Here is a 17,895-nt window from a genome sequence, read left to right as displayed (position 1 = left end):
TGGACGGTAATGCCCGAAGGGTCGCATCTGATCAGCGGTCTGGCAATGATTCCCCCCGGTCAGCCGCCGGGGGCATCCGGATAGGGCCGGACGAAAGCGAGGTTGTTGCCCTCGCTCAGCTCCGGATCAAAACGGTATCCGCCACTTTCAAAACCCTTGATCGCCTCGGCGTCCGTCAGCCGGTTTTCGACGATAAAGCGAGCCATGGCGCCCCGTGCCCGCTTGGCAAAGAAGGACACGATTCGGGGTTTGCCGTCCTTGTCTTCGTAGAATTGCGGGGTCACGACCCGGAGTTTCAGCGCCTTTGTGTCCGCGGCACCGAAATATTCCTGGCTGGCGCAGTTGATCAGCGTGTCGGTGCCCACGGCGTCGGCCTGCGCATTCAGCGCCTTGGCGATCGTATCGCCCCAATAGTCATAGAGAGATTTCCCCCGCCGCGTCTTCAACCGGCTCCCCATCTCCAGCCGGTAGGGCTGTATCCCGTCCAGCGGTCGCAGCAGGCCATAAAGGCCGGACAGGATGCGCAAATGGTCCTGGGCCCAGCGCAGATCATCCTTGGACAGGGTCTTGGCCTCGAGCCCCTGATAGGTGTCGCCGTTGAAGATGAACGCGGCCGGTTTCACCCGGTCCGGGGTCGGATCGGCCATGAAATCGCGGAACCGGTCCCGGTTCAGCCGGGCAAGGTCGTCCGAGATCGACATCAGCTTTTTCAGATCGCCCAGCGTCAGGTTGCGCGAGGTCTTGGCTAGCCGCAGCGCGTCTTCGGAAAATTCGGGCTGGGTCGGGTCGATCCCGACCGGATCAAGGTCAAGCGACTTCGCTGGGGAAATGACGGTCAGCATGGCGGGCTCCGCTACATTCGGTTTCGACGCCAGATAGGGCCGGTTTCACATTCGGCCAGACCATCCCGGTATGACGCCGGGATTGCAAGGGGGCCGCCTTAGACCCGTTCGATTGCCAGTGCGATTCCCTGTCCGCCCCCGATGCACATGGTGATCAGGGCACGGTGGCCGCCGGTTCGTTCCAGTGCATGTAGGGCCTTTACCGTCAGGATCGCGCCGGTTGCACCGACCGGATGGCCAAGGGCGATGGCGCCGCCGTCGGGGTTTACCTTGGCCGGATCAAGACCAAGCGCGTTGTTCACGGCGATGGCCTGTGCGGCAAAGGCCTCGTTCGATTCGATCCAGTCGAAATCGGTGGGGGACAGACCCGTCCGGTCGCACAGGCTGCGCACGGCGGGGATCGGGCCGATGCCCATCACCTCGGGCCGGACCCCGGCATGGGCATAACCGAGGATGCGGGCGCGGGGTTTCAGCCTTGCCTTTTCCGCCGCCTCGGCGCGGGCAAGGACAAGGGCCGCCGCGCCGTCATTGATCCCGCTGGCATTGCCCGCCGTCACGGTCCCGTCCTTTTCGAAGGCGGGGCGCAGGGCGGCAAGTCCTTCGGCGCTGGTGGCCTTGGGATGTTCGTCGGTGGCGAAATCGACCATCTCGCGTTTGACCCGCACCTGGACCGGCACGATTTCGGTGGCAAAGTGACCTGCAGCGATGGCGGCTGCGGCACGGGTCTGGCTTTGCAGGGCAAAGGCGTCCTGCGTGGCACGGTCGATCCCGTGTTCACGGGCAACGTTTTCCGCGGTGATCCCCATATGCCCGGTGCCGAAGGGGCAATTCAGCGCCCCCAGCATCATGTCGAGCGTCCGGACATCGCCCATCTTCGCGCCCCAGCGCTGATCCGGGATGATGAAGGGCGACCGGCTCATGCATTCGGCGCCACCGGCAAGGGCAAACTCGGCATCACCCAGCATCAGCGATTGGGCGGCCGAAATGATGGCCTGCACCCCGGACCCGCACAGCCGGTTGACGTTCATCGCGGGGGTGCTTTCCGGTGCGCCGGCATTCATCGCAGCGACCCGCGACAGATACATGTCTTTCGGTTCGGTATTGATGATGTGGCCAAAGACCGAATGGCCGATCTGCCCGCCCTCGACCCCGGCCCGGTCAAGCGCCGCCTTCGAAACGACTGTGGCCAGATCGATGGGCGAAGTGCCCGCAAGGCTGCCGCCGAAGGTTCCGATTGCGGTGCGCGCGCCGGACAGGATCACGATGTCGGTCATTGGGCTCTCCATCTAGTTCGGCGCTACCCTAGCCAAGTTCAGGGCCGGGAAAAGAAAGACGTTCCGTCACAGGCGGCGTTGACTTGTGCCCCCGCGCGGGCAATGTCGGGACATGTCCGAAGATCATGTCACCGATGTTCTGTCCCGCCTGCCGGGCCGCCTGAAGGAAGCCCGCCAGCGGCAGGGCCTGTCGCTGGATGCGGTGGCAAAACTGTCGGGTGTGAGCAAATCCATGGTCAGCCAGATTGAACGGGGGGAATCATCGCCCACCGTCGCGACGCTCTGGAACCTGACCCGCGCACTTCAGGTCGATTTCGCGGGCTTGCTGGACGATGGCGCGCCCCCGCCAGGGATCGAGGTGGTGACCGCCGCGCAGGCCCCGAAGATCGCGGGCCATGGCAAGGGGTGCCGCATCACTATCCTGTCGGCGCCGGAACAGGTGGGCGTGCACGAGGTGTATGACCTGCGCCTCGACGCGGGCGGCAACCTGCACAGCGACCCGCACGGAACCGGCGCCCGCGAACATCTGACGGTGCTGGAGGGGCGGGTGACGGTCCGGTCGGGCGACAACGTGCAAGACCTGAATTCCGGCGACACGGCCCGATATGCGGCGGACGTTCCCCATGCTATCATCGCGCTTGACGGCCCCGCGCGCGCCTTCCTGATCGTCGAGACGCCATAACGGATGAAATCCGTTATCTTGTATCTTTTATATTGACCGGCGATCCAAAATAACGGACAAGACCCGCGCAGCCACCAAAGGAAGCGCAGCGATGTCCGACTCTTTTCTTGCCCATATCCGCGAAACGCTGACCGCGATCGAGGCGGACGCTCTGATGAAGGTTGAACGCGAGATCACCTCGCCCCAGTCGACCCATATCACCGTCGCAGGTGGGGATCGGATCAACCTGTGCGCCAACAACTACCTTGGGCTGGCCAATCACCCTGCGCTGGTCGCAGCGGCAAAGGCAGCGATGGATGACCACGGTTATGGTATGGCCTCGGTCCGGTTCATCTGTGGCACGCAAGACCTGCATCGGCAACTGGAACATCGGCTGGCCCGGTTCCTGGGGGCGGAAGATTCGATTCTTTTCGCCGCCTGTTTCGACGCCAATGGCGCCTTGTTCGAGCCGCTTTTGGGGCCGGAAGACGCGGTGATTTCCGACGCGCTGAACCATGCCTCGATCATCGACGGTATCCGGCTGTGCAAGGCGAAACGCTATCGCTACGCCAACTCCGATATGGATGACCTGGAGGTGCAGTTGAAACAGGCCCGCGCCGATGGGGCGCGGCACGTGATGATCGCCACTGACGGGGTGTTCAGCATGGATGGCTACCTTGCCAAACTGCCGGAAATCCGGGCGCTGGCGGACCAATACGACGCGCTTCTGATGGTCGATGATTGCCACGCGACCGGGTTCATGGGGCCGAAAGGGGCGGGAACGCCCGCGCATTTCGGCGTCCGGGCCGACTTGTTGACGGGAACCCTTGGCAAGGCATTGGGCGGCGCGCTGGGCGGCTATATCGCCGGGCCGCAGCCGGTCATCGACTTGTTGCGGCAACGGGCCCGGCCCTACCTGTTTTCCAACGCCTTGCCGCCTTCGGTCGTCGCGGCCGGGTTGGCGGCCCTCGATCTTGTCGAACAGGGGGACGAGTTGCGCGCAAAGCTGTTCAACAACGCGGGCTATTGGCGCAAGGGGCTGGAACGCGCGGGGTTCGATCTGCTGCCCGGCGAGCACCCGATCATTCCGGTCATGCTGTATGACGCGCGCAAGGCGCAGGCGATGGCGGCGCGATTGTTCGACCTTGGGGTCTATGTGTCGGGGTTCTTCTTTCCCGTGGTGCCCAAAGGCAAGGCCCGCATCCGGACCCAGATGAACGCCGCGCTGACCCATGCCGACCTTGATACCGCCCTTGCCGCCTTTGAACAGGCGGGCCGCGAAACCGGAGTGCTGTCATGACCAACCAGATGAAGGCCCTTGAAAAGTCCAGGCCCGAACCGGGCCTGTGGATGGTCAATGCCCCGGTGCCGGAAATCGGGCCGGACGATGTGCTGATCAAGGTCAACAAGACCGGCATTTGCGGCACTGACATCCACATCTGGAATTGGGACGACTGGGCCGCACGCACCGTGCCTGTGCCGCTGATCACCGGCCATGAATTCGCGGGCGAGATCGTCGAGATCGGCCGCAATGTCGAAGGGCTGGAAATCGGCCAGCGCTGTTCTGGCGAGGGCCACCTGATCGGCAAGAAAAGCCGGCAGGCACGCGCGGGCAAGTTCCACCTTGATCCGGCGACGCGCGGGATTGGGGTGAATGAACAGGGGGCCTTTGCCCAATACCTGCGCCTGCCCGCCTTTAACGTGGTGCCCCTTCCGGACGCGATCGACGATGAAATCGGCGCGATCCTTGATCCGCTGGGCAACGCGGTCCACACGGCGCTGTCCTTTGATCTGGTGGGCGAGGATGTTCTGATCACCGGGGCCGGGCCCATCGGGATCATGGCCGCCGCCGTGGCCCGCCATGTCGGCGCGCGCCATGTGGTAATTACTGACGTTAATCAGGACCGGCTGGATCTTGCGGCGCGGGTCGCGGATGTGGTGCCGGTCAACGTGGCGAAACAGGATTTGCGCGATGTGGAAGGCGCGCTGCGGATGACCGAAGGCTTTGATGTCGGGCTGGAAATGTCGGGCAACCAGCAGGCGCTGGACCAGATGGTGGAAAACCTTGTCATGGGGGGACGGATCGCCCTTCTGGGCATTCCTCCGGGCAAGTCGCCGGTCGACTGGTCCCGCATCGTGTTCAAGGCGATCACGATCAAAGGCGTCTATGGCCGCGAGATCTTTGAAACTTGGTACAAGATGATCGCCATGCTGGAAAACGGGCTGAAGGTGCGGGACGTCATCACCCACCGGTTCAAGGCCGACGATTTCCGGACCGGGTTCGAGACGATGAAAGGTGGTGCCTCGGGCAAGGTGGTGCTGGACTGGACCTGACCGGTCAAAGCCCGGTTGCCCCGTCCCAGATCAGTTTGAGCGACAGGATCAGCAGCGCCCAGGTCACGATCTGGAAGAACAGCCGTTCGGGCAGGATGCGCACCAGCCAGACGCCGATCCAGACGGACGCCGCCGCCGGGGCCATCAGCAGGGCCGCGATCTTGAGGTTTTCTAGGTTCAGTTGTCCGAGGAAGTAATAGGGCACCAGTTTGATCGCGTTCACGTAAGAAAATGCGATGACCGAAGTGCCGACAAAAACCGCCTTGGACAGTTTCAGCGGCAGGACCCAGACCTGATAGGGCGGCCCGCCCGAGTGGCTGACGAAACTGGTGAACCCGGTGATGGTCCCCCAGAACAGGCCGCCGCCCCAGCGCGGCTTGCGGGCGGGGGTGTCGGGCTTGGTGCGCAGGATCAGGTTCAGGGCGAAGACCGCGCCGATCAGCCCGATCACCAGCGTCACCGCCGCTTCGGGAACCACATGAGCCAGTGCCCAGCCGATCCCGACGCCTACGGTCATGCCACAGATCATGATGGTCAGGACAGTTCGGTCGAAATCCCGCCGGTAGGCGATCAGCCCGAACATGTCCGACACCACGTAGACGGGCAACAACATGCCCGCCGCCGCGACGGGCGACATGACCAGCGCAAGTGCCGGAACGGCCAGCATGGCAATCACGGGCAATCCGCCCTTTCCCATCCCGACAAAGACCGAAGCCGCAATCGCGAGCGGCCAGAAATAGATGCTGTCCAAAGAAGGCTCTCCTGTTGGGCGTCGTTTAGCGCAAACAGAGGGCTGTGACAGCCCGGAATCCTATGCCGCAGCGCAGCGGGCTTGCGCGAGCGGTCGCAAACGACTACCAGAAAGCCGATTTCAACCCGATCCAAGGACGGAACTTTCCATGGCCAGACCCAAGATCGCGCTTATCGGCGCCGGACAGATCGGCGGCACGCTCGCCCACCTCGCCGCAATCAAGGAACTTGGCGACGTCGTTCTTTTCGACATCGCCGAAGGCATTCCCCAGGGCAAGGCGCTCGACCTCGCCGAATCCGGACCTGCGGAGGGCTTTGACGGCTCTTTCAAGGGCACCAACGATTATGCCGACATCGCGGGCGCCGATGTCTGCATCGTCACCGCCGGTGTTCCGCGCAAGCCGGGGATGAGCCGTGACGACCTTCTGGGCATCAACCTGAAGGTCATGAAGTCGGTCGGCGAAGGCATCAAGGCGCACGCCCCGAACGCATTCGTCATCTGCATCACCAACCCGCTGGACGCGATGGTCTGGGCGCTGCGCGAATTCTCGGGCCTGCCCCACAACAAGGTCGTCGGCATGGCCGGCGTTCTGGACAGCGCGCGCTTCCGCCACTTCCTGAGCCTTGAATTCGGTGTGTCCATGCGCGACGTCACCGCATTCGTGCTGGGCGGCCACGGCGATACGATGGTGCCGCTGGCCCGTTACTCGACCGTTGCCGGTATCCCGCTGCCCGACCTGGTGTCGATGGGCTGGACCACGCAGGACAAGCTGGACGCCATCGTGCAGCGGACCCGCGACGGCGGCGCCGAGATCGTTGGCCTTCTGAAGACCGGGTCGGCCTTCTATGCCCCCGCGACCAGCGCGATTGAAATGGCCGAAGCCTACCTTCGCGACCAAAAGCGCGTTCTGCCCTGTGCCGCCTATGTCGACGGTGCCTATGGGCTGAAGGGTCTTTACGTGGGCGTGCCGACCGTGATCGGTGCCAACGGGATCGAAAAGGTCATCGACATCAAGCTCGACAAGGACGAACAGGTGATGTTCGACAAGTCGGTCGATGCGGTCAAAGGGCTGGTCGCTGCCTGCAAAGGGATCGACAGCACCCTCGCCTGATTGCCTGACAATCAGAACTGAATAGGCCCCGCGTCCGGACAGACGCGGGGCCTTTTTCATTCAAAGCGACAGGATCTTGTCCGCAACAGCCAGTCCAAGCGTCCGATGGGCCGCGGCATCGAAGTGCACCCCATCTACCGGGCTGATTGCGATATGGTCGCCCGCATTCATGAACTCAGCCCCATAGTCGCGGGCAAGCCGGGCATAAAGGCCGGGCAGGGCCTGCGATTTCGCCGCGCCCATGTGGAACTCGCGGCCGAAGGTGCCAACCTCTTCGACCGGGGGCGGGGCAATGACCAGCACCCGGAACCCGCCGTGCCGGGCCTGAAGATCGGGCCGGTTCGCAATCACCAATAGCCGGGCGAGGCCCGCGGCGATTTGCTCGGCGGTCAGCCCATAGACGAACTGGCAGTCATTCGTGCCCAGCATGATGGTCAGCCAATCAATCGGCCCGTGGCTGCGCAGTGCCATCGGCAGGGCCAGACCGCCGTTCATCAGTGGCCCGGTTTCGGGGTCGTCGAACACCGTCGTTCGACCTCCCAACCCTTCCTCGACCAGATCCCAGCCAGCCCCCAGCGATTGCGCCATGACACGGGGCCAACGCTCTGTCGGGCCAAGCCGCAGGATGACGTCGGCCGAAGGCATCGGCGGCGTCCCGTGGGTGTTGCTGTCGCCAAAGGTCAGGATGGTGGGCATGGGGTCGCCTCTCGTAGGGTTTCCACGGACGCTACGCCGCAGTCCGGTGACCTGTAAACAGGGATTGCCCCCTTCAACTTCGGCTTGCGCGGACGCATATAGGGGGCAACACGCAATGAAGGAGCCACAGGATGCTCGAACTAAACGGCGCGGCCGGAAACGCCCCGGCCCAAGGCGATCTGATTATCGACGGGTCTGACCAGACCTTCATGCAGGACGTTGTCGAGGCGTCCCAACAGGTGCCGGTGATCGTAGACTTCTGGGCCACATGGTGCGGCCCGTGCAAGACGCTTGGCCCGGCGCTGGAAAGCGCGGTGACAAAGGCGGGCGGCAAGGTCCGGCTGGTGAAGATCGACGTAGACCGCAACCAGATGGTCGCGGGGCAGATGCGGGTGCAATCCATCCCGACCGTCTATGCCTTCTGGCAGGGCCAGCCGGTGGACGGGTTTCAAGGCACGTTGCCGCCCAGCGAGGTCGAGGCATTTGTGAAAAAGCTGGCCGATCTGGCCGGGGGCGAGGATGAAAGTCTGGCCGAGGCTGTCGCCGCCGCCGAAACCATGCTGGAGGAAGGCGACGCCGAAGGGGCCGCCGAAACCTTTGCCGCGATCCTGCAGGAAGAGCCGGAAAACGCCGCCGCTTATGGCGGGCTGGTGCGGGCGACGCTTGCCCTTGGTCAGGTGGACGAGGCCGAGGCAGTCCTGAACGGCGCCCCGGCCGAAATCGCCGACAAGCCCGAATTGGAGGCCGCGCGCGCCCAGATCACGCTGACCCGGCAGGCCGCGGATGCCGGCCCGGTTGCCGAACTGCAAGCGGCGGTCGATGCCGACCCGGACAACCTTCAGGCCCGGTTCGACCTGGCCACCGCCCTGCATGGGGCCGGTCAGACCGAACAGGCCGTGGCGGAACTTCTGGAACTGTTCCGGCGCGATCGGGAATGGAATGACGGGGCCGCAAAGGCGCAACTGTTCCAGATCTTCGACGCGCTGAAGCCGACGGACCCGATCGTTCTTAACGGGCGGCGCAAACTGTCGTCGATGATATTTGCCTGATGCCGTGCGCGTGCTAGGTCTGGACCATGATCCAGACCGCCGATCTGCCCGACATCATTCCGCTCTTCCCCTTGCCCGGTGCGCTGCTGTTGCCGCGCGCCCGGTTGCCCCTGCATATCTTCGAGCCGCGCTATCTGGCCATGCTGGATGACACGCTGAAGACCGCGCACCGGTTGATCGGGATGATCCAACCAATGGAAGGGCGGGCCGGACAGTTGCACAAGATCGGCTGCGCCGGGCGGCTGACCGCCTTTTCCGAAACCGAAGACGGCCGCTACATGATCACGCTGTCGGGCGTGTCGCGGTTCCGGGTGACGGAAGAGGTGGAGGGGTTCACCCCTTACCGCCGCGCCAAGGTCAGTTGGGACGGCTTCGATCGGGACCGTGGCCCGGTGGAAAAGGACAGCGGGTTTGACCGCGCCGGGTTCGTCCGCCTGCTGGGCCGCTATTTCGAGGAACAGGGCCTGTCGACGGACTGGGACGCCTTGCGCGAGGCGGAGGATGAACTCCTGATCAATTCCCTGTCCATGCTCTGCCCGTTCGAGGTTGAGGACAAACAGGCCCTTCTTGAAGCCCCCTCGCTGGTCACGCGCCGCGAAACCCTTGTGACATTGATTGAATTCGCCCTTGCGGGCGGTGGAGACGAGACCATCCAATGACCGACCATGCCCCGTTTGACCGCAAGATGCTCGAGGCGCTGATCTGCCCGCAGACCCAAGGCGGGCTGCGCTATGACGCCGAGGCGCAAGAGCTGATTTCCGACAAGGCGAAACTGGCCTATCCGATCCGCAACGGCATTCCGGTCATGCTGGTCGATGAGGCGCGGGTGATCGACTAGCAGCTGGGTAGGTGGGTCGAGACCAACCTTACGGCGTTGCCATAGGATGTAAGGTGGGTTTCAACCCACCCGCCCCAAAGCCAGCTAGCGCATCAGCCTCGGCAGATCGCCGGTCAGCCCCGCTGCCTCGCGGACAAAGCCACGCCGCAGGCCGGGCAGGGCGTTGACGATTCCCATCCCAATATCCCGAATCGCCCGAAGTGCCGGATTGTCATTCGAAAACAGCCGGTTGAAGGCATCTGTCGACAGGGCGAGCGTGGCGGTGTCGAACCGCCGCCATTGCTGGTAGCGGGCCAGCACGATGGGGCTTCCGATATCTTCGCCCCGGCTGCGGGCCTCTGACAGAACCTCGGCCAGCGCGCCAATGTCCCGCAGGCCTGCGTTCAACCCCTGCCCGGCAATCGGGTGCATCCCGTGGGCCGCGTCCCCGACAAGCGCCAGACGATCAGCAATAAAGCTGTTCGCGAGGGTCAGGTTCAGGGGGTAGATGAACCGCGCGCCTTCCAGCCGGATATCGCCAAGGAATGAGCCGAAAGCGGGTTTCAAGACCTCAAGGAACTCTGCATCGGACATAGCGGCGCATTGCGCGGCGCGCTCGTCGGTTTCGCTCCAGACGATGGAGGACCGGTTCCCGGTCAGCGGCAGGATCGCCAGCGGGCCATTGGGCATGAAAAACTGATGCGCGATCCCGCCGTGGGGTTTTTCATGGGCCACGGCGCAGACAATCGCTGTCTGCCCATAACTCCAACCGGTGCGGCGGATACCGGCCCGTTCAGCGGTGCCCGAGCGGCGGCCATCGCAGCCGATCAGAAGCGACGCACCCAGTGTCCGGCCCGAGGCAAGAGTGACCGTCACGCCAGTGGCATCCACAGTCTGCGCGGTTACGGTTTCCCCGGCATATTGTGTGATCCCGGGCGCGTCGGCCATGGCGTCAAGGAAGGCGCGGCGCAGGTGCCGGTCTTCGACCATGAAGCCCATAGGGCCCTCTTCGATCTCGGCATGGTCGAAATGCATCATCCATGGGCTGGGGCCTTCACCCGCGCGCCCGTCGGTGACCTTGATCTCCAGCATCGGTTGAGCATGGTCCGCGACCCGCGCCCAGACCCCGACCGCCGCCAAGAGCCGTTTGGAGGCCAGCGCCAGCGCATAGGCCCGCCCATCAAACCCCGGATCCTTGCGGGTGTCGATGGGCAGCGCGTCGATCACGCCGACCCGGAACCCGGATTGGGCCAGCGCAAGGGCAAGCGCCGGGCCGTTCAACCCGCCACCGACGATAAGGATGTCCTGATCCTGTGCCATGCCCTGACATATGCCGCGCCGCGCGGGATTGTCCATGTGTCCTGTCGCCGCTACCGTCTGACCGAACCGGGGAAAGGGGCGAACATGCGCGATTGGCTTTGGGCATCGGCGGCGGAACTTGGGCGCGGGATCGGCGCGGGGCAGATTGACCCGGTGGACCTCTGCGAAACCTACCTGTCCGCGATTGACGCCCACCCGTTGCGGGACCGGATTTATGCCCGCGTCACCCATGACCGCGCCCGGGCCGAAGCCAAGGCCGCGTCGAACCGCGCCAAGGCAGGGCACCGGTTGTCCCCGCTGGATGGGGTGCCGATCAGCTGGAAAGACCTGTTCGATAGCGCCGGCACCGCGACCGAGGCCGGGACCAGATTGATGGAAGGGCGCATCCCCGACCGGGATGCAGAGGTGCTGAGCAATGCGACTGCCGCCGGGCTGGTTTGTCTTGGCAAAACCCACCTGTCCGAGATTGCCTTTTCCGGCCTCGGCTATAACCCGATGACCGCGACCCCGCCCTGCGTCAACGACCCGGATGCGGTTCCCGGCGGGTCATCGTCCGGCGCGGCGGCCTCTGTCGCCTTTGGGCTGGCGGCGGCGGCGATCGGGTCCGACACAGGTGGGTCGGTCCGGGTGCCATCTGCGTGGAATGATCTGGTCGGGTTGAAAACGACCCATGGGCGGCTGTCGATTGAGGGCGTCGTGCCCCTGTGCGAAACCTTCGACACCGTGGGGCCCTTGTGCCGCACGGTCGAGGACGCGGGCCTTCTGCTGGCGGCGCTGGAAGGCGGGCGGGCTGCGGACCTGAAAGGCGCCTCGCTTGAAGGTGCCCGTCTGATGATCCTTGATACCGTGGCGATGGAGGGGCTGCGCGATGCCCCGCGCGCCGCGTTTCAAAGCGCCGTCGAACGTCTGCAAAACGCCGGGGCAGAGGTGGTTCATGGCACGGTGCCAGAGCTGCCCCGTGCCTATGAGCTTGCCGGGATGCTGTATACCGCCGACGCCTGGGCTGCGTGGCGCGACCTGATCGAGCCTGACCCGGACAAGATGTTTCGCCAGATCTATGACCGCATTCGCCCCGGTGGTGACTACACAGCGTCCGACTATATCGCTGGTTGGGGCGAATTGAACGCGATCCGGGCGGACTACCTTGCCGCCACGGCGGGATATGACGCGGTGATCATGCCGACAGTGCCCAGCCTTCCGCCCAACCTGGCCCGGCTGGAAACGGATGCGGACTACTATGTGACCGAGAACCTGTTGGCGCTGCGCAACACCCGAGTTGGCAACCTGATGGGCCTGTGCGGGTTGACGCTTCCGACCGGCGTGCCGTCCTGCGGCATCCTGTTCAACAGCGCGCCGGGGCAGGAGGAAGCGCTGCTGCGGCTGGGTATCGCGGCCGAGGCGGCCCTGTCCTAGCGCCGCCACCAGCACAAAAAAGCAACAATATACGGCCGCAACCCCCGTGATTCGTTCCGTTTTTCTGGACAGCGCCGCGCCGCGCGGGGTAAGGTCATGCCAAAGCAGGGCGACAATGATCCTGCAAACCTGAGGCAGTTATGGATTTTCCCGAGCGGTTTTCGAACCTTCCGGAATACGCGTTTCCGCGCCTGCGGACGCTTCTTGACCACCTTGAACCGGGTGGCGAACCGATTGTCATGACAATCGGGGAACCGCGGCATCCGATGCCGCCGTTCGTTGCCGATGTGCTTGCGGCCAATATCGACGGCTTTGCCAAATACCCGCCGAACGATGGCTCGCCCGAACTGCTGTCGGCCATCGCGGGGTGGATTTCGCTGCGCTATGGTGTGTCGGTGACGCCGGATCAGATCATGGCGCTGAACGGCACGCGCGAGGGGTTGATGAACGCGGCCATCGCCCTGTGCCCGGAACAGAAGAACGGCCAGCGGCCGGTGATCCTGACGCCGAACCCGTTCTATCAGGTCTATGCGGTTGCCGCCCTGACCTGTGGGGCAGAGCCCGTCTATGTCGCCGCCGATGACGCCAGCGGCCATTTGCCCGACTATACCGCCCTTCCCGAGGATGTTCTGGACGGGACGGCAATCGCCTATGTCTGTTCGCCCGCCAACCCGCAGGGCGCTGTGGCGACGGAAGACTACTGGCGCGACCTGATTGCCTTGGCGGAAAAGCACGATTTCCGTATCTTCGCCGATGAATGCTATTCCGAGATCTACCGCGATACGCCGCCGGTCGGCGCGCTTGAGGTTGCGGCCCGGATGGGTGCCGACCCGGAACGTGTGGTGATCTTTCATTCGCTGTCGAAGCGGTCGAATCTGCCGGGGCTGCGGTCCGGGTTCTGTGCGGGGGGCGTGCAATCTATCGCCCGTATCCGGCAATTGCGGGCCTATGCGGGTGCGCCGCTGCCGCTGCCCTTGCAGCGCGTAGCAGAAAAGGTCTGGGCGGACGAGGTCCATGTGATCGAGAACCGGACGCTCTATCAGCAGAAATACCGCATGGCCGACCGTATCTTTGGCAACGTGCCCGGATACATGCCGCCGCAGGCGGGGTTCTTCCTGTGGCTGCCCGTCGAGGACGGGGAAGCCGCGACGGTGAAACTTTGGACTGAAACCGGCGTGCGGGTCCTTCCCGGCGCCTACCTGAGCCGCGAGGTCGGGGGACATAACCCCGGCAAAGGGTTCATCCGGGTCGCGATGGTGGCCGGGCAAGAAGAAATGCAGCGCGGGCTGACGGCGATCCGCGACTGCCTCTACGGTGATTGAGGACGACAGGCATGGCATCTTACACGACGCGACAGCGCGATCCGCTCCTGGACAGCACCACGCAAGCGGCGCTTGAAAAGCGGGGCCGGGAACTGCTTGGGATCGGCCTGGTGGTCCTTGGCGTGATGGCCGGCATGATGATCGGAACCTATAGTCCGGAAGACCCGAACTGGATGTTGGCCACCGATGCGCCCGTCCAGAACTGGATGGGCCGGGCCGGGGCCTCTATCGCGGCGCCGCTGTTCATGATCGCGGGCTGGGCGACCTGGGGCATTGCCCTGTGTCTTGTCGCCTGGGGCGTGCGGATGGTGATGCACAACGGGCAGGAACGGGCCCTTGGCCGGATCATTTTCGCCCCCATCGCCATCGCCGTTGCCGCGGTCTATGCGTCCACGCTCGCACCGGGGCAAGGCTGGACCCACAGCTTTGGTCTGGGCGGGCTGTTCGGGGATACGGCCCTGTCGATTGGCCTGACGATCCTGCCGGTTCCGGCGTCGATCGGGGTCAAGCTGTTTTCGCTGATCTCGGGCGTTTTGACCCTTGTTCTTGCGGCTTTCGTGCTTGGGTTTACCCGGCCGGAACTGCGGCAGGTGGGCCGGTTCCTGCTGATCGGGCTGATCGTTCTCTATACGCTGGTCTTGCGGGCGCTTGGAAAAGGGGCCTCGGCCTCGATGAAGGCCGCGACCGGGCTGCATGAAACCGTTCAGACGCGCCGGGAACAGGCCCGGGCCGAACGTGCACTGATGACCGAGGAATATGCAGCCGAACAGCGTTTTCCCGCGCCGCCGACCGCAGAGGAACGCAGCCGCGTTGCGGCCGTGATCCGCGCCAACCCCGTCATGCCGACCCATCGGGCGGAACCGCAGATGCACCGCACGATGCCGCCCGTGCCGCAGGATGCGGGCTGGGTGGAAGAACCTCTCGTGGCGCCCGTCCGGTCGCAACCTGCGCCGACATCCGGTGGGCTACGCGGCCTGATGCCGTCGTTGCTGCGCCGCCAGCCGGACCCGATGCCCACGCCGGAACTTGTTGATCCGGGCCTTGCGCCGGACCCTTCGATGCCTGTCGATGGCGACCGCATTCGCAGCCGCATCACCGAGGCCATTCGCGCCCGCCAGACCGCGACGGTGCCGCAGCCGCCGGTCACCCGGACCGAGGCAGGTCTTCGGATCGAACCGTCGCTGACCGCTGGCAAGGGCCCGCGCCCGTTGGTGTTTGCCCCGACCGCGCCGACGCCGGTCGAGGCGGACTTCGCGCCGCAGACACCCGTGGTCAGCGAAGAGGACGATCTTCTGGTTCTGGAAGACGAATGGATGGACCTGACCGAACAGACGGACACGCGCGCGCCGCTGACGGCCGAGCCGCTGTTCGAGACGCAGGAAAATGCGCAATCGCGCGTGCAGGCCCCTGCGTCCGAGCCGCGCAAGGTTGTCCAGCATCAGCTGAACCGCAAGGTCATCCCGTCCAAGCAGGCCCGCGCCGAGGCCCAGCCGAAGCTGCAATTCGAAGAGCGCCACGCGGATTATGACCATCCGCCCCTGTCGCTTTTGATGAACCCGATTGAAATCCAGCGGCACCACCTGTCGGACGAGGCGTTGGAAGAAAACGCGCGGATGCTGGAAAGCGTTCTGGACGACTATGGCGTCAAGGGCGAGATCGTCAGTGTCCGCCCCGGCCCGGTCGTGACCATGTACGAACTGGAACCGGCGCCGGGTCTGAAGGCAAGCCGCGTGATCGGCCTTGCCGACGATATCGCCCGGTCGATGTCGGCCCTGTCGGCCCGTGTGTCCACCGTTCCGGGACGGTCGGTGATTGGGATCGAACTGCCCAACGCGGCCCGCGAAAAGGTGGTGCTGCGTGAAATTCTGGCCGCCCGCGATTTCGGCGATAGCAACATGAAGCTGCCGCTTGCGCTGGGCAAGGATATCGGCGGCGACCCGATTGTCGCCAACCTTGCCAAGATGCCCCACCTGCTGATCGCGGGGACCACGGGCTCGGGCAAGTCGGTTGCGATCAACACGATGATCCTGTCGCTTCTCTACAAGCTGACCCCGGACGAATGCCGGCTGATCATGATCGACCCGAAGATGCTGGAACTGTCGGTCTATGACGGCATTCCGCACCTTCTGTCGCCAGTGGTAACAGACCCGAAAAAGGCCGTCGTCGCCCTGAAATGGGTCGTGGGCGAGATGGAAGAACGGTATCGCAAAATGTCCAAGATGGGCGTGCGCAACATCGAAGGCTACAATGGCCGGGTTGCCGACGCTCTGGGCCGGAACGAGATGTTCAGCCGCACGGTCCAGACCGGGTTTGACGAGGAAACCGGCGATCCGATCTTCGAGACCGAGGAATTCGCGCCCGAGAAGATGCCCTATATCGTCGTTATCGTCGACGAGATGGCCGACCTGATGATGGTCGCGGGCAAAGAGATCGAGGCCTGCATCCAGCGGCTCGCACAGATGGCGCGGGCGTCCGGTATCCACCTGATCATGGCGACGCAGCGCCCATCGGTCGATGTGATCACAGGGACCATCAAGGCCAACTTCCCGACCCGGATTTCCTTCCAGGTGACGTCGAAGATCGACAGCCGCACGATCCTTGGCGAACAGGGGGCCGAACAGCTCTTGGGTATGGGCGATATGCTCTACATGGCCGGTGGCGGGCGGATCAGCCGCGTGCACGGCCCCTTTGTCAGCGATGAAGAGGTCGAAGAGATCGTCAACTACCTCAAGGGGTTTGGCCCGCCGGAATACATGTCCGGCGTGGTCGATGGCCCGGACGAAGGCAAAGAGGCCGATATCGACCTTGTGCTTGGTCTGGGCGGAAACACCGACAGCGAGGATGCGCTTTACGATCAGGCGGTGGCGATCGTCATCAAGGACCGCAAATGCTCGACCTCCTATATCCAGCGCAAACTGGCCATCGGCTACAACAAGGCCGCGCGGTTGGTTGAACAGATGGAAGATCAGGGCGTGGTCAGCGGTGCCAACCACGTTGGAAAACGCGAAGTTCTGGTGCCCGAGCAGGGCTGATGACATTGGCGCACGGCCACGCGGTCCGCAGGGGAAATGTGATCTACCTCGCCTGCGCGACCGCGTTCGTGGCGGTGATCTGGGTCACGTTCCGCGGGTCCTGGCCGCCGGACCTGAGCGCGGTCTATTTCGGCGCCCTGTCCTATGCCGAGGGCGACCATCACCTGATCTACCTGTCGCCCGAGATGTTTTTCGGTGGCTCGGCCTCTGACGCATGGTCCGCCCGCGCGGCGGCCCTTGGCCCCGAAGGCGCCCTGGCGTTGCCCTATGTTTATGCGCCGATCTGGGCGGCGGTTCTTGCCCCGGTCGCCGCCCATCTGGACCCGGTCCGGTTCTTCGATGTGGCGCTGCTGGTCCACGCGGTCCTTTGCGCCGCCGGGGTTGGTCTGGCCTATCGCATTGCAGGGCCAAGCATGTCGTTGACGCGCTGGTCACTCCTGTCGTTCGGCGTGCTGCTGGTCGCCAGCCCGGTGTTCATCTCTTTCTGGCTCAACCAGCCGCAGATCTTCGTGACCTTTCTAATCCTGCTGGCATTTGAACGCTACAAATCCGGCGCCCTGATCGCGGCGGGGATCATCCTTGGGTTCGCCGCTGCGTTGAAACTTGCCCCGGCGGCGCTGGCCCTGATCTTCGTGCTTGACCGGGCCTGGAAGCCGCTTTGTGTGTCGGTTGGCACCGGTCTGGCCCTTTTGGGGATCAGCCTGTTGGTCGCCGGGCCGGACCTTCATTATGCCTTCTTGCTGCAACTCCAGAAGGCAGGGAACTTCCTGATCGTCACGCCTTTGAACTACGGCGCCGAAGCCCTGTTCCCGGCGGTGGGTGGCATGTTTGACCAGCCGCCCCTGAGCCTGAGCGAGACGGCGGGATACGCGATCTATGCCTCGTCTGCCTGGGTCGGGGTGGCGGGACTGGTCTGCTACCTGATCGTGGCAGGGATGTTGTTTGTAGCCGGCGGTTCCCTTGTGGCCCGGCTGATGGCCCTTTGGGCCGCGCTGATCCTGTTCGGGCCGCTGGGGTGGAGCCATTACCTGATCGGGCCACTGCTGCTTTTGCCGGCATTCCTTACAGGGCGCACCGTGCTGCCCGCCTTGCTGGCGCTTGGGCTGGTTTCCAGTCCCCTGACCGCGCTGCATGCCACCACGGGTCTGCCGGTCGTCGTGCCCATCGCCTGTGGGGTCAGCGCAATCCTGCTCCTCATCGGTCTTGGTCTGCGGGGTGGGGGTGGCAGCCAAGGGGCATCCATCTATGCTGGGCAAAATTGAACGATTGAGAC

General features: G+C 64.2%; 16 protein-coding genes. 11 read left to right on the top strand and 5 right to left on the bottom strand.

What is annotated here, in order from left to right; genetic code table 11:
* Positions 1-59 precede the first annotated feature (59 nt).
* Positions 60-842 (bottom strand): peroxide stress protein YaaA, encoded by a 783-nt coding sequence (gene yaaA, locus EU803_RS08655; RefSeq protein WP_129681843.1) that lies wholly within the window; start codon positions 840-842, stop codon positions 60-62.
* Between the two features lie 98 nt (positions 843-940).
* Positions 941-2,116, bottom strand: coding sequence for a beta-ketothiolase BktB (gene bktB, locus EU803_RS08650; RefSeq protein WP_129681841.1), 1,176 nt, complete (start codon positions 2,114-2,116; stop codon positions 941-943).
* Between the two features lie 112 nt (positions 2,117-2,228).
* On the opposite strand from bktB, the gene EU803_RS08645 reads away from it, so the two are divergent.
* The 3 genes from EU803_RS08645 to tdh all read left to right on the top strand — a co-directional run bounded on the left by EU803_RS08645 (position 2,229) and on the right by tdh (position 5,111).
* Positions 2,229-2,798 carry an XRE family transcriptional regulator gene (locus EU803_RS08645; protein ID WP_129681839.1) on the top strand — a complete coding sequence of 190 codons (570 nt, stop codon included), beginning with the start codon at positions 2,229-2,231 and terminating at the stop codon, positions 2,796-2,798.
* A 91-nt stretch (positions 2,799-2,889) separates the two neighbouring features.
* Positions 2,890-4,077: a glycine C-acetyltransferase gene (locus EU803_RS08640; protein ID WP_129681837.1), complete on the top strand. Its 1,188-nt coding sequence runs from the start codon at positions 2,890-2,892 to the stop codon at positions 4,075-4,077.
* Entirely contained in the window at positions 4,074-5,111 is a 1,038-nt protein-coding gene (gene tdh, locus EU803_RS08635; RefSeq protein ID WP_129681835.1) for an L-threonine 3-dehydrogenase, read from the top strand. The genes EU803_RS08640 and tdh overlap by 4 nt, the downstream gene beginning before the upstream one ends.
* Before the next feature lie 4 nt (positions 5,112-5,115).
* Here tdh and EU803_RS08630 read toward each other — a convergent pair whose 3' ends face one another.
* On the bottom strand, positions 5,116-5,862 hold the full coding sequence (locus tag EU803_RS08630) for a sulfite exporter TauE/SafE family protein (RefSeq protein ID WP_129681833.1): 747 nt from the start codon (positions 5,860-5,862) through the stop codon (positions 5,116-5,118).
* A gap of 148 nt (positions 5,863-6,010) precedes the next feature.
* Between EU803_RS08630 and mdh the strand changes: the two genes are divergently transcribed.
* Complete coding sequence (gene mdh, locus EU803_RS08625) at positions 6,011-6,973, top strand: malate dehydrogenase (protein WP_129681831.1); 963 nt, start codon at positions 6,011-6,013, stop codon at positions 6,971-6,973.
* Between the two features lie 60 nt (positions 6,974-7,033).
* Here mdh and EU803_RS08620 read toward each other — a convergent pair whose 3' ends face one another.
* Positions 7,034-7,669: a GDSL-type esterase/lipase family protein gene (locus EU803_RS08620; protein ID WP_129681829.1), complete on the bottom strand. Its 636-nt coding sequence runs from the start codon at positions 7,667-7,669 to the stop codon at positions 7,034-7,036.
* 131 nt (positions 7,670-7,800) lie between these two features.
* On the opposite strand from EU803_RS08620, the gene EU803_RS08615 reads away from it, so the two are divergent.
* From EU803_RS08615 to EU803_RS08605, 3 genes are read left to right on the top strand one after another with little or no spacing between them, the layout of a single operon-like run.
* On the top strand, positions 7,801-8,718 hold the full coding sequence (locus EU803_RS08615) for a co-chaperone YbbN (RefSeq protein ID WP_129681827.1): 918 nt from the start codon (positions 7,801-7,803) through the stop codon (positions 8,716-8,718).
* Between the two features lie 26 nt (positions 8,719-8,744).
* Positions 8,745-9,377 (top strand): LON peptidase substrate-binding domain-containing protein, encoded by a 633-nt coding sequence (locus EU803_RS08610; RefSeq protein WP_129681825.1) that lies wholly within the window; start codon positions 8,745-8,747, stop codon positions 9,375-9,377.
* On the top strand, positions 9,374-9,556 hold the full coding sequence (locus EU803_RS08605) for a Trm112 family protein (protein WP_129681823.1): 183 nt from the start codon (positions 9,374-9,376) through the stop codon (positions 9,554-9,556). The genes EU803_RS08610 and EU803_RS08605 overlap by 4 nt, the downstream gene beginning before the upstream one ends.
* An 84-nt stretch (positions 9,557-9,640) precedes the next feature.
* Here the strand turns inward: EU803_RS08605 and EU803_RS08600 are convergent, their stop codons facing one another.
* Positions 9,641-10,891, bottom strand: a complete 1,251-nt coding sequence (locus EU803_RS08600) for a UbiH/UbiF/VisC/COQ6 family ubiquinone biosynthesis hydroxylase (RefSeq protein WP_129681821.1) — start codon at positions 10,889-10,891, stop codon at positions 9,641-9,643.
* Positions 10,892-10,939: 48 nt separating this feature from the next.
* Here EU803_RS08600 and EU803_RS08595 point away from each other — a divergent pair, with 48 nt between their 5' ends.
* The 4 genes from EU803_RS08595 (at position 10,940) to EU803_RS08580 (ending at position 17,884) form a co-directional block, all read left to right on the top strand.
* A complete protein-coding gene (locus tag EU803_RS08595; protein ID WP_129681819.1) occupies positions 10,940-12,268 on the top strand; it encodes an amidase family protein in 1,329 nt (442 codons plus the stop codon).
* A 140-nt stretch (positions 12,269-12,408) separates the two neighbouring features.
* Positions 12,409-13,590 (top strand): aminotransferase class I/II-fold pyridoxal phosphate-dependent enzyme, encoded by a 1,182-nt coding sequence (locus EU803_RS08590; RefSeq protein ID WP_129681816.1) that lies wholly within the window; start codon positions 12,409-12,411, stop codon positions 13,588-13,590.
* A gap of 11 nt (positions 13,591-13,601) precedes the next feature.
* Positions 13,602-16,622 carry a DNA translocase FtsK gene (locus EU803_RS08585; protein WP_129681814.1) on the top strand — a complete coding sequence of 1,007 codons (3,021 nt, stop codon included), beginning with the start codon at positions 13,602-13,604 and terminating at the stop codon, positions 16,620-16,622.
* The gene (locus EU803_RS08580; RefSeq protein ID WP_129681812.1) at positions 16,622-17,884 is read left to right on the top strand and encodes a glycosyltransferase family 87 protein; all 1,263 of its coding nucleotides are present in this window, start codon (positions 16,622-16,624) and stop codon (positions 17,882-17,884) included. Before EU803_RS08585 ends, EU803_RS08580 begins: the two co-directional genes overlap by 1 nt.
* The last annotated feature ends 11 nt before the right edge of the window (positions 17,885-17,895 follow it).

It is taken from the genome of Loktanella sp. IMCC34160 (genome assembly GCF_004145845.1).
Classification (GTDB): Bacteria; Pseudomonadota; Alphaproteobacteria; order Rhodobacterales; family Rhodobacteraceae; genus SELP01.
The sequence above is the reverse complement of the archived record's forward strand: the minus strand, read 5'-3'. Positions and strand labels throughout refer to the sequence as shown.